At 63.1% G+C, this 8,718-nt stretch carries 19 protein-coding genes; 4 read left to right on the top strand and 15 right to left on the bottom strand.

The window, feature by feature from the left end:
• Position 1 precedes the first annotated feature (1 nt).
• Positions 2–235: a BolA/IbaG family iron-sulfur metabolism protein gene (locus tag ACQR1W_RS37445; RefSeq protein ID WP_434855468.1), complete on the bottom strand. Its 234-nt coding sequence runs from the start codon at positions 233–235 to the stop codon at positions 2–4.
• A gap of 267 nt (positions 236–502) precedes the next feature.
• Here ACQR1W_RS37445 and ACQR1W_RS37440 point away from each other — a divergent pair, with 267 nt between their 5' ends.
• The 4 genes from ACQR1W_RS37440 (at position 503) to ACQR1W_RS37425 (ending at position 2,526) form a co-directional block, all read left to right on the top strand.
• Positions 503–982 (top strand): hypothetical protein, encoded by a 480-nt coding sequence (locus tag ACQR1W_RS37440; RefSeq protein ID WP_434855467.1) that lies wholly within the window; start codon positions 503–505, stop codon positions 980–982.
• Between the two features lie 118 nt (positions 983–1,100).
• Positions 1,101–1,466, top strand: coding sequence for an iron-sulfur cluster assembly protein (locus ACQR1W_RS37435; protein ID WP_434855466.1), 366 nt, complete (start codon positions 1,101–1,103; stop codon positions 1,464–1,466).
• 46 nt (positions 1,467–1,512) lie between these two features.
• Positions 1,513–2,271, top strand: a complete 759-nt coding sequence (locus ACQR1W_RS37430) for a dienelactone hydrolase family protein (protein WP_434855465.1) — start codon at positions 1,513–1,515, stop codon at positions 2,269–2,271.
• A gap of 12 nt (positions 2,272–2,283) precedes the next feature.
• Complete coding sequence (locus ACQR1W_RS37425; protein WP_434855464.1) at positions 2,284–2,526, top strand: hypothetical protein; 243 nt, start codon at positions 2,284–2,286, stop codon at positions 2,524–2,526.
• 303 nt (positions 2,527–2,829) lie between these two features.
• Here the strand turns inward: ACQR1W_RS37425 and ACQR1W_RS37420 are convergent, their stop codons facing one another.
• Genes ACQR1W_RS37420 through ACQR1W_RS37355 form a run of 14 tightly spaced genes read right to left on the bottom strand, consistent with a single transcriptional unit; the run spans position 2,830 to position 8,691 of the window.
• Complete coding sequence (locus tag ACQR1W_RS37420) at positions 2,830–3,258, bottom strand: group II truncated hemoglobin (RefSeq protein WP_434855463.1); 429 nt, start codon at positions 3,256–3,258, stop codon at positions 2,830–2,832.
• Positions 3,259–3,279: 21 nt separating this feature from the next.
• Positions 3,280–3,447 (bottom strand): hypothetical protein, encoded by a 168-nt coding sequence (locus ACQR1W_RS37415; RefSeq protein WP_008971615.1) that lies wholly within the window; start codon positions 3,445–3,447, stop codon positions 3,280–3,282.
• The gene (locus ACQR1W_RS37410; RefSeq protein ID WP_434855462.1) at positions 3,444–3,779 is read right to left on the bottom strand and encodes a DUF6156 family protein; all 336 of its coding nucleotides are present in this window, start codon (positions 3,777–3,779) and stop codon (positions 3,444–3,446) included. Before ACQR1W_RS37410 ends, ACQR1W_RS37415 begins: the two co-directional genes overlap by 4 nt.
• 52 nt (positions 3,780–3,831) lie before the next feature.
• Positions 3,832–4,041 carry a hypothetical protein gene (locus ACQR1W_RS37405; RefSeq protein ID WP_008971613.1) on the bottom strand — a complete coding sequence of 70 codons (210 nt, stop codon included), beginning with the start codon at positions 4,039–4,041 and terminating at the stop codon, positions 3,832–3,834.
• Between the two features lie 11 nt (positions 4,042–4,052).
• Positions 4,053–4,361 (bottom strand): 2Fe-2S iron-sulfur cluster-binding protein, encoded by a 309-nt coding sequence (locus ACQR1W_RS37400; RefSeq protein ID WP_434855461.1) that lies wholly within the window; start codon positions 4,359–4,361, stop codon positions 4,053–4,055.
• 35 nt (positions 4,362–4,396) lie between these two features.
• Positions 4,397–5,611 (bottom strand): DegT/DnrJ/EryC1/StrS family aminotransferase, encoded by a 1,215-nt coding sequence (locus ACQR1W_RS37395; RefSeq protein WP_434855460.1) that lies wholly within the window; start codon positions 5,609–5,611, stop codon positions 4,397–4,399.
• Positions 5,608–5,874, bottom strand: a complete 267-nt coding sequence (locus ACQR1W_RS37390; RefSeq protein WP_434855459.1) for a hypothetical protein — start codon at positions 5,872–5,874, stop codon at positions 5,608–5,610. The genes ACQR1W_RS37395 and ACQR1W_RS37390 overlap by 4 nt, the downstream gene beginning before the upstream one ends.
• A 13-nt stretch (positions 5,875–5,887) precedes the next feature.
• A complete protein-coding gene (locus ACQR1W_RS37385) occupies positions 5,888–6,244 on the bottom strand; it encodes a DUF3024 domain-containing protein (RefSeq protein ID WP_434855458.1) in 357 nt (118 codons plus the stop codon).
• A 15-nt stretch (positions 6,245–6,259) separates the two neighbouring features.
• Positions 6,260–6,499, bottom strand: a complete 240-nt coding sequence (locus ACQR1W_RS37380) for a nitrogen fixation protein NifZ (RefSeq protein WP_008971608.1) — start codon at positions 6,497–6,499, stop codon at positions 6,260–6,262.
• A complete protein-coding gene (locus ACQR1W_RS37375; RefSeq protein ID WP_434855457.1) occupies positions 6,496–6,819 on the bottom strand; it encodes a nitrogen fixation protein NifZ in 324 nt (107 codons plus the stop codon). The genes ACQR1W_RS37380 and ACQR1W_RS37375 overlap by 4 nt, the downstream gene beginning before the upstream one ends.
• Positions 6,816–7,589 carry a 4Fe4S-binding leucine-rich repeat protein gene (locus tag ACQR1W_RS37370; protein ID WP_434855456.1) on the bottom strand — a complete coding sequence of 258 codons (774 nt, stop codon included), beginning with the start codon at positions 7,587–7,589 and terminating at the stop codon, positions 6,816–6,818. The genes ACQR1W_RS37375 and ACQR1W_RS37370 overlap by 4 nt, the downstream gene beginning before the upstream one ends.
• Positions 7,582–8,115 carry a hypothetical protein gene (locus ACQR1W_RS37365; protein ID WP_434855455.1) on the bottom strand — a complete coding sequence of 178 codons (534 nt, stop codon included), beginning with the start codon at positions 8,113–8,115 and terminating at the stop codon, positions 7,582–7,584. The genes ACQR1W_RS37370 and ACQR1W_RS37365 overlap by 8 nt, the downstream gene beginning before the upstream one ends.
• Positions 8,116–8,129: 14 nt before the next feature.
• Entirely contained in the window at positions 8,130–8,456 is a 327-nt protein-coding gene (locus ACQR1W_RS37360) for a HesB/IscA family protein (RefSeq protein ID WP_434855454.1), read from the bottom strand.
• Between the two features lie 10 nt (positions 8,457–8,466).
• The gene (locus ACQR1W_RS37355) at positions 8,467–8,691 is read right to left on the bottom strand and encodes a 4Fe-4S binding protein (protein WP_434855453.1); all 225 of its coding nucleotides are present in this window, start codon (positions 8,689–8,691) and stop codon (positions 8,467–8,469) included.
• Between the last annotated feature and the right edge of the window lie 27 nt (positions 8,692–8,718).

The raw sequence follows: 8,718 nt of genomic DNA, 5'->3' as shown, positions 1-8,718 counted from the left end.
TTCATTTCGGCAGCGACGTCTCAAGCGCCAGCGCGTGCAGCACGCCGCCCATCTGCCCTTTCAACGCCGAATAGACCATCTGATGCTGCTGCACCCGGCTCTTGCCGGCGAACGCTACGGAGGTGATGCGCGCCGAATAATGATCGCCATCGCCTGCGAGATCTTCGATCACGACCACCGCATCCGGGAACGCCTCCTTGATCATGCGTTCGATATCCGCTGCCGCCATCGCCATCGCAACACCTCCCGTTGGACCGACGACGATTATGCAAGGTCCGAACCAGTCGAAAAACCGCCGCAGAGCCTGCCGCAACTATGCTTTTTCAAAGGGGGCGGCTGGAACCGGCGTCGCATTTGCGACAGGAGCGCGGCTGAGATCGCGGCACAACGTTCCAAATGCAACAGGCTGCACCGGTTTGGCGTGTTTCGATCTGCAGACCCTGCACTATTGACCGCGCAAAAGCGGTCCATCTCTTGCAATGCATTGATCGAGGTCAATGCAATGCTCGAATTGGCGTCCGAACCCGACACGATCAACTTCGGCGATTTGCCCGACGAAATCGACGCGTTGCTACAGCAGGGCGTCGCCGCCTATCGGCGCGATCATGCGCGTGCCGATCGCCTGTTCCGGCAGGCGCTCGCGGCCGCGCCGGACGAGCTTCCGACCTATTTCTGTCTCTACAAGATCCACACCTATCAAGGCAATCTCGACGAGGCCAAGGCGGTCGCCGAGCTCGGACTGCAAGAAGCGGCGCGTCAGGCCGGCTGGCCCCGGGACTGGCGTCGGTGGACACCACACGTTCCAATCCCTGATGGCGCCGGCCGCTTCGCTCTCTACACGCTGAAGGCGCTCGCCTTCATTCACCTGCGCAAGGACGAGCGCGACAGCGCGGAGCAGATGCTCGGCGCGCTACGACAGCTCGATCCTAGCGGCGCTGTCGGATGGCCGGTCGTCGCAGCGCTCGCGGACGGCATCGGCTGAGCGGAGGGATTGGCATGGCACCTCGCTTGCACAATCGGAACGACGGGCTGCCCAATACCATCGTGGCTGCCGGGCGAACCCGGCTCGACCACAGCGCAGATCAGAGAGGACCTCACGCATGAACAGCATGCAAGCCGTCACCGCCCCACCCGCAATGTCGACGACGATGGCGACAGGCTCGCAGGATGCGGCCGAAAGCATCATCGCGGCGCTGCGTACGGTCTATGATCCAGAGATCCCGGTCAACATCTACGATCTCGGTCTGGTCTATCGTGTCGCGCATCAGGGCGGCGGCGCGGTCGAGATCGACATGACGCTGACCGCACCGGGCTGCCCGGTGGCCAGCGAGATCGTACGCATGGTGGAAGATGCGGTGCAGGCGGTCGACGGCGTTCACACCGTGAAAGTGACGTTGGTGTTCGAGCCGCCGTGGGACAAGTCGCGGATGTCCGAAGACGTCGCGCTGGAGCTTGGATTGTTGTAGTTCGCGGCCTGCGCGACGCAGGCCGCAATTGATGAGGGAGCTTCGCATGCTTAAGGAAAGCACGGTCAAGCTGACCGCCAATGATGGACATACGTTCACGGCCTTTCGCGCCGATCCGGCTGATGCGCCCAAGGGCGCCGTTGTCGTGCTGCTCGACAATGCAAAGGCCGAAAGCAGGGTCCGTAAGCTGGCCGAGACCTTCGCTGCGGGTGGTTACCTCGTGATCGCGCCCGCTCTGTCCGAGCCGGCGCCGCCGGCCGAAGCCGATGGCGATGACAGCGCAAAGGAGGTCGCGCCGGATCCGGCAGCGCCGCTGTTCGCGGAAATCCAGTCGGCCATCGACAGCGTCAACGACTGCGGCAAGGTCGCGCTGATCGGCTACGGTGCCGGCGGCGGCCTTGCCTACACCGCGGCCAATCGCGTCACCGGGCTTGCCTGTACCGTGTCCTATTACGGCATCGGAATCATCGAGAACGCCGGCGCGAAACGCAAAATTCCGACCCTGCTGCATTTCGGCGAAGCCGATCCGGTCGTTCCCTTCATCGAGGTCGACCAATTCAGAGCCTACCATCCCGAGGTCAGCGCGTTTTCGTACCCCGGCGCCAAGCATGATTTCGACGACGACGGCGAAAGCCATGACGAGACCGCAACCAAGCTCGCGCATGACCGGACCGCGGCCTGGATCTCGCAATATGTCGTCGGCCAACCGCCGGTGACCTTGAAAAACGCCGGCGCCTACGCGCTGGCCAAGACCGACAAGAAAAAGAAGAAAAAGGACGACGATATGGGGCCGCCGGCGGATTGAGGAGGAGCGGCGATGCTGCCAACCACGATCCTGATCGACGAACGGCCGCGTTGCGTGGTGCGGCCGAACGACACCAAGGATCTGAACCGCTTCATCCGCAACGGCAAGACCTTTCTGCTCGCTGAAAAGCCGGACGGCAAGATCACCCATCGCGGCGCCAGCGACGACGAGATGTCACAATGGCAAAACGCGCTGGCGCTGCATCGCGCCTGGGGCGGGGATGATGAGAGCTTCTTTGGTGTGCCGTTGTATTAGTTAGGCTCCCTCGCATGAGCAAAGGCGCCGACGGCTAGAAAAACGTGCATCGAGCTGCGCGATGCAGCGCCCTCTCCCCTTGCGGGAGAGGGCATCTCCGATTCATCCAAGTGCTCGGTTGGGTGAGGGGTATGTCTCCGCGAACTGCGCTCGTCGAAGCATACCCCTCACCCAAGCGAGCTTGCTGCTCCGTCCTACATGCCCTCTCCCGCAAGGGGAGAGGGCGCATCCATGTGCACCGTCATTCTTGAACCCTCCCGGGCCGTCGCGAAAAGTCCGAGGACGGCTGGTCAAAAGATCAGCTCACGGCCGCGCGGCCCGCGCATCGTGCGGATTGCCGGCCTGGTTGCGCATCCAGTCGGCGAGCTTGGTCATGGCGGCATCGACGTCCTGGCGCGCCTCGGCATCCGCCACGGTCTCCTCGAGCGCGCCGCGCATGCACAGCAGCCAGGCGTCGCGCTCGGCGGCACCGATGCTAAATCCCATGTGACGCTGGCGCAGCCGCGGATGGCCCTTCTCCGGCGAATAGAGTTTTGGGCCGCCGAGCCATTCCGAGAGATAGCGCTTCAGAGTCCGCTTCACCGGTTCAAGGTTGGACGCATGCATGTCGCGGATCAGCTTGGCTTCCGGCAGACTGTCCATCCGCCGATAGAACGCCTCGACCAGGCGGTCGACAACCACCGCACCGCCGATCCGCTCATAGGGTGTCACGACCGCTTCCGTCTCGGACATCTGCACCTTTCCGCTTTCCTGCTACTCATCCATGCTCGGCTGCAGGATCACCTCGGCCGGCGCGCCCGGCCCCTGCCCGTCGACAAGTTCAAGCGCGTCGACGCGCGAGAGTCCGGCGCCGCTGTCCATCAGCACGATAGCGTCCTTCGGCATGCCCGCAAGGACCTCGATCAGCTTGGCAACCGTCACGATCGAGCCTCTCCTGACGCGCTGGTTGCCCCGGTGATCGGCGCTCCGCTCTCGTCGAAATGCAACGTCACCGGGTCCTCGTCCAGCATCACGATCTCCGCGCGGCGCAGTGCGCCGCTGGGATGATAGGCGTAGCTGTGCGTAAGCTCGATCTCGCCATAGACCACCTTCTCGAACCCCGTCAATGCGCCGGCCCGATCGAAAAAACCCCGGATGAAGGTATTGCGGTTCGAGAGCTGGTCCGGCTCGATCGCATTGACGAGCCGCAGCGGCAGCTTGACTCCGGTATACGACACGAAGAAGCGACAGTCGTGCTCCGCGTCACCTGTCATGCTGACCGCCTTGGCCACCTGGAGTTGACTGCGCTCGCCCGGCTCTCGCTCATCAAGCGACGGCGGTCTTCAGAGCCTCGACCTGGTCACGCGCCACCTTGAACACGCCGCGACCACCGGCAAAGGTCTGATAGGCCTTCATCCCGATCGCCTCGCTCAGACGGTTGAACCATTGCTGCGGCGTCAATCCAGCAGGCCGTTCACTTATCTCGGCAACTGTTCCGTCAGAGGCGAAACGAACGTGAAGCGTGACGTTTTCCATGTGACCCTCCATCAAAGCCCAGAGGCAAAGCCCAGAAGCTCGATCTTGACGTTCTCGGTGCCGAGGATCGTTGCCTGGCAGGCCAGACGCGATTTCGATCCGACGCCGACGATGGTATCGAGCTTCTCGTTCTCGAGCTTGCTGACCTTTGATACGCCCTTGCGGCCCTCCTGCAGGAAGATGTGGCAGGAGCCGCACTTCGCCTGACCCTCGCATTTGTGCTGGATCTCGATATTGGCGCCGAGCAATGCCGCGAGGATGGTGGTTCCCTCGCCGACTTCGATGGTCTGGCCCGAGGGCATTATCGTCAAGGTCGTCATGGATGTCTCCTTCTCCAGTTTGATAACAATGAGCTCTAGTAGATCGCCGCCCCTGCCCCGACATTGACCGAGGCATCCTTCATGGTCGCAACGATGAAGGCGATCTGATCCGTGGTGAGATGGACGTGAAAAGGCAGCGCGACCACGCGGTCTGCGACCTTTTCCGTCACCAGATAGTCGCCGCGCCGATATCCAAGATCGAAATAGTGCCGCTGCAGATGCAGCGGATTCGAATAGACAACCGCCTCGACCTGCTCCACCCGCAGATCCTCGACGATCGAATCGCGGCTCGATCGCGAAAAGCGGGTTCCGAGATGCACCTGATAGAGAAACCAGTTCACATCCGTGACATCGGGCCCGACATAGGGATCCTTGATGCCTTCGAACGACTGCACCTGGCTGTAATAGATCTGCTCGATCAGCCTGCGGCGCTCGAGGATCTCCTCGATCCGCTTCAGCTGGGCCAGACCGAGCGCCGCCGTCAGATCGCTCATGACAGCGTGGTGCGATGGCGTGCCGCTGACCACCACCGACGCACGTTCATCCAGGCGATGCGACCGATTCCGCCGCATGGCGACGGCGATATCGACGTCATCGGTGACCACCATGCCGCCCTCGCCGCAGGTCATCGCGAAGGGCTGGGCGAAGTCGAAGATGGCGACGTCGCCGAAGCTGCCGACCAACGACCCCTTGTACTTCGAGCCGATCGCCTCGGTTGAATCCTCCAGCAGCGGCAGCCGGTGCCTGGTCGCGATCTCGCGCAGCTCCGTCCATCGCGCCGGATGACCGTTGGTGTTGCCGGCGACGATCGCCTTGGTCTTGTCGGTGATCCGCGCCTCGACCTTGGCCGGTGCCAGCGTGCCTGAGTAATAGTCGATGTCCGCAAAGACGGGCCGCGCGCCGACGATGCTGATCGCATGCGCAATCTCGCGGAACGAATAGGACGACGCGATGACCTCGTCGCCCGGGCCGATCCCATACGCCTTCAGCGCCATCAGCAGCCCAAGCGTACCGCTGGGCACCGCGATCGCATATTTGCGGCCGAGATAAGCGGCAAAGGCCGCCTCGAACTCCTCGACGAGCGGCCCGTTCGACAGCCGCGGCGAGCGCAACGTGCCTTCCACCGCTTCGATCTCGGCCAACGTGATATCGGGGTCGGACAGCGGAATGAAGCCGGAGCTCACAGGCGTAAGGACGGTCTCCTCATCCTCAAGCCTGTCGGCGTCGTGAACCAGCACCGGCTTGCTCATGATTGGCTCCGCTTGGCCAGGATCAGCCCGGTGGCCCGCGCCGGATCGGCAGTGACCTGAGCGCAATGGTCGCCGGCATCGAGCAGATGCAGGTCGAATGCCGGATAGCTGCGAAACGGCTCTTCGGTCACGTCCGACGCATCGCATCGGGTCAATGCGAGACCGGGAAACCGCTTGCGGAGCTCGCCGAAGGCAGCGCCGCTCGCGTCCGGTCCGGTAAGGACCTGCTCGATCTCGATCAATTCCTGCTCGGCCAATGCCATGACCCGTCCTTCTCTACTGCCAGAATATGCGTTCCGGATCGGCGTTGAGCTCTTCCAGAACAGCGGTCAGCCGCTGATGTACGCTGTGCAACTCCCAAACGCGCTTGTCGTGATCCTTCCAGAACAACTTCCACATCCCATTCGCTGCATCGTGGCAGAGCAAAGCGACGTCAACGATGCCGCCGTCCTTGTCGATATTGCGCGAGCAGCACGGGCTCTGGATATGGTAGCCGTCGTTGACCGGCAGCACGCAAGGTTCGACGTAGCGGTAGCGCTTGCGCGCCTTCAACGCGCGCTCGATCCGCTTGCGATCCAGATCGTTCGGATGCGCAGGGATGAGAAGCTTTGGTTTGAGCGCGACAGCTGCCATGGCCTACTGATCTCCCTAGACCGGGACGATCTCCTCCTCGAGGCAGCCGACAACCAGGCGCTCACCGAACTCGACCAAATAGATCGGCATATTGGCTTCGGTGTGCGTTCCGACCTGCACGATCTCGCCCATGTCACCGATGCCGACCAGGAGCCCTTCCGGCGGCGCATCGGGAAAAGAGCCGTCGTTGCGCAGATCGATCAGCGCCTTCACGCGCTGACCCCATTGATATTTCGGCTGGCGTGGTTCGATCATGGCGACATGGCTCCCGGCGGCGGCAGTTCGTCCTCGAGCTCTGCACGCGGCACGGCGAGCTCGAGCTCCTTGCGTTTCATCCCGACGCGGTTGCCGCTTTCCAGGAACTCGACGCCGTAGATGTAGAACTGCTGCAGGAAGGTGCCGATCGAGACCACGTAACCGATCTCGCCCTTCTTAGCGAGGATCTCGCCGATTTCCTTGCCGGCATAGGTGCCGTCGTTACGGATGGTCCGCTTCGCCTTCACCTTCTCGCCGAAGCTGAAAAAGGGCGGCGCGGACAGTTCGACGACCTCGCTGTCCCTAACGATATTGCTCATGCCGGCTTCTCCATCGGCAGTCCCGACCGGTTCTGCAGCCTGTTGCGGGCCATCTCCTGCACCAGCGGGTCCTCATCGTCGGCCAGCAACGGGAGCTCGCTCACCGCGATCCGGCTCGCGACCTCGTAGCGCACCCGCCAGTCGAGATCATTGCGCAGCACCGTCAGGAGATCGGAGGAGAGGCGCTCGGCGATCTCCAGCCGCACGCGCGCGTCCGGATCGCTCACCATGCCGAGCAGCCAGTCGGAGGGAATGCGCCGCGCCACCACGCGCCGCACCTCGGCTTCCGGGTCGCCCATCATGCGCCCCAGCACCGACGGCACGATCCGCCGCGCGACGACGAGGCGGACGTAGTAATCCTCGTCCATCATCATCGGCAGCAGGTCTTCAGGGTCGATCACCGTCGCGATGCGGATGCGCACCTCGCGATGCGGATCGTTGCGCAGTCGCAGCACCAGGCGTTTCGGTAGCCGGCGCGCGGCATTCCAGCGCACGGTCTCCTCGGGATCGTCGAGCAGCGGCGGCAGATGGAACAGGCTCGCATGCTTGGCGGCGATGGCGCGCACCTCGAAATGCGGGTGCTTGACGTAGTCGTTGGCAAGCGCTGAATTCCAGTTGAAGAAGCGATCGATCCGGCGTGCATAACGGTCGTGGACGCAGGCATGCTTCAGCCTGCAGCCACCAGAAGCGCCCAGCGCCTCATGGGCGCAACCGGCGCAGCTGATCTCGTTACCCTGCCAATCGATGGCTTCGTCGATGTCGTCAGTCATCGTCCAGCCCCACACGGTCGACGACCTCGAGCAGCACGCGTGCGCCGATCTTGTCGCTCGGATCGAGCTCGAGCAGCTTCTGCACCGCCAGCCGCCCCTCCACCAGATTGCCGAGGCGCATCTGCAAGTACGCATAGCCCTTCAAGGTGAAGAGGAAGAAGCGCGGCAGGATGTTGCCGTAATCGCCGAAATCCGCGTGGCTGGCGCGAACATCGCGCCAATGCGGCGGCAAGCGGTTTTCGACGGCCGCCTTGGCCAGACACTGCTTCGCGATCTGCAACGCCTCGGTAAGCCGTCCCTTGTAGAAGTAGAAGCGGTAGAAGCCGATCAGGACAGCAGCGTGCCCAGGCGCGACTACCTGGGCATCGCGAAGGTGCTTCTCGGCCACGTCATTGAGATGGTAGCTCTGGCCCGCCTGCCACAAATGATACTCGGCCTCTTCCGGCAGGCCGCCGCCGAGCAGCGCATCGGCGAGCAACGCGTCGTCGGCGGCAGACTGCGAGATGGGCCTGGCATCCGTGGGCATTCGAGCCTTCCCCGTTATTGCAGCGCCTTTTCGGCGTGGCTTGAACAGGTCACCTGCTTCGGATCGTGGAACACGAGACCGGTCTGCGTCGCCGTATCCGCAAAGTCGATGGTCACGCCATCGAGCAGCAGCCGGCTCTCCACGGGCAGAAACAGGCGGACGCCGTCGCGCTCGACCACGGCGTCGCCGGGCAGCGGCGCACCGAGCACGCTAATATCAGCCGCAAGACCGGAGCAGCCGCCCGGAGAGACTGCGAGCCTGAAGCCGCTGCCCGCCTTTCCATCGGCCCGCAGCATCATCCGCATGAACTTCTGCGCCGCTTGTGTCATCGTGAAGTTCATCGATCTCTCCTCACGCCGGCGCCTGGTAACGCGGATAGGACGTGTCGATCACGCAGGTGTTGTCGACCGGGCAGACCGCCGCGCATTGCGGCTCGTCGAAATGACCGATGCACTCGGTGCACTTCTTGGGGTCGATCACGAAGGTGCCGTTCTTCTCCGAGATCGCCACATTCGGACATTCGGGCTCGCAGGCCGAGCAGCTCGTGCACTGCGAGGCAATGATCTTCAAAGTCATCGATTGCTCCTGTAAGGGCTCGGCGGC

The sequence above is a fragment of the Bradyrhizobium sp. HKCCYLS1011 genome (assembly GCF_051167795.1).
Lineage (GTDB): Bacteria > Pseudomonadota > Alphaproteobacteria > Rhizobiales > Xanthobacteraceae > Bradyrhizobium.
The sequence above is the reverse complement of the archived record's forward strand: the minus strand, read 5'-3'. Positions and strand labels throughout refer to the sequence as shown.

Bases quoted from the DNA above. Each gene is read 5' to 3' on its own strand.
- ACQR1W_RS37445 (WP_434855468.1), bottom strand. From the start codon at position 235: ATGGCGATGGCGGCAGCGGATATCGAACGCATGATCAAGGAGGCGTTC.
- ACQR1W_RS37440 (WP_434855467.1), top strand. From the start codon at position 503: ATGCTCGAATTGGCGTCCGAACCCGACACGATCAACTTCGGCGATTTG.
- ACQR1W_RS37435 (WP_434855466.1), top strand. From the start codon at position 1,101: ATGAACAGCATGCAAGCCGTCACCGCCCCACCCGCAATGTCGACGACG.
- ACQR1W_RS37430 (WP_434855465.1), top strand. From the start codon at position 1,513: ATGCTTAAGGAAAGCACGGTCAAGCTGACCGCCAATGATGGACATACG.
- ACQR1W_RS37425 (WP_434855464.1), top strand. From the start codon at position 2,284: ATGCTGCCAACCACGATCCTGATCGACGAACGGCCGCGTTGCGTGGTG.
- ACQR1W_RS37420 (WP_434855463.1), bottom strand. From the start codon at position 3,258: ATGTCCGAGACGGAAGCGGTCGTGACACCCTATGAGCGGATCGGCGGT.
- ACQR1W_RS37410 (WP_434855462.1), bottom strand. From the start codon at position 3,779: ATGACAGGTGACGCGGAGCACGACTGTCGCTTCTTCGTGTCGTATACC.
- ACQR1W_RS37405 (WP_008971613.1), bottom strand. From the start codon at position 4,041: ATGGAAAACGTCACGCTTCACGTTCGTTTCGCCTCTGACGGAACAGTT.
- ACQR1W_RS37400 (WP_434855461.1), bottom strand. From the start codon at position 4,361: ATGACGACCTTGACGATAATGCCCTCGGGCCAGACCATCGAAGTCGGC.
- ACQR1W_RS37395 (WP_434855460.1), bottom strand. From the start codon at position 5,611: ATGAGCAAGCCGGTGCTGGTTCACGACGCCGACAGGCTTGAGGATGAG.
- ACQR1W_RS37390 (WP_434855459.1), bottom strand. From the start codon at position 5,874: ATGGCATTGGCCGAGCAGGAATTGATCGAGATCGAGCAGGTCCTTACC.
- ACQR1W_RS37385 (WP_434855458.1), bottom strand. From the start codon at position 6,244: ATGGCAGCTGTCGCGCTCAAACCAAAGCTTCTCATCCCTGCGCATCCG.
- ACQR1W_RS37380 (WP_008971608.1), bottom strand. From the start codon at position 6,499: ATGATCGAACCACGCCAGCCGAAATATCAATGGGGTCAGCGCGTGAAG.
- ACQR1W_RS37375 (WP_434855457.1), bottom strand. From the start codon at position 6,819: ATGAGCAATATCGTTAGGGACAGCGAGGTCGTCGAACTGTCCGCGCCG.
- ACQR1W_RS37370 (WP_434855456.1), bottom strand. From the start codon at position 7,589: ATGACTGACGACATCGACGAAGCCATCGATTGGCAGGGTAACGAGATC.
- ACQR1W_RS37365 (WP_434855455.1), bottom strand. From the start codon at position 8,115: ATGCCCACGGATGCCAGGCCCATCTCGCAGTCTGCCGCCGACGACGCG.
- ACQR1W_RS37360 (WP_434855454.1), bottom strand. From the start codon at position 8,456: ATGAACTTCACGATGACACAAGCGGCGCAGAAGTTCATGCGGATGATG.
- ACQR1W_RS37355 (WP_434855453.1), bottom strand. From the start codon at position 8,691: ATGACTTTGAAGATCATTGCCTCGCAGTGCACGAGCTGCTCGGCCTGC.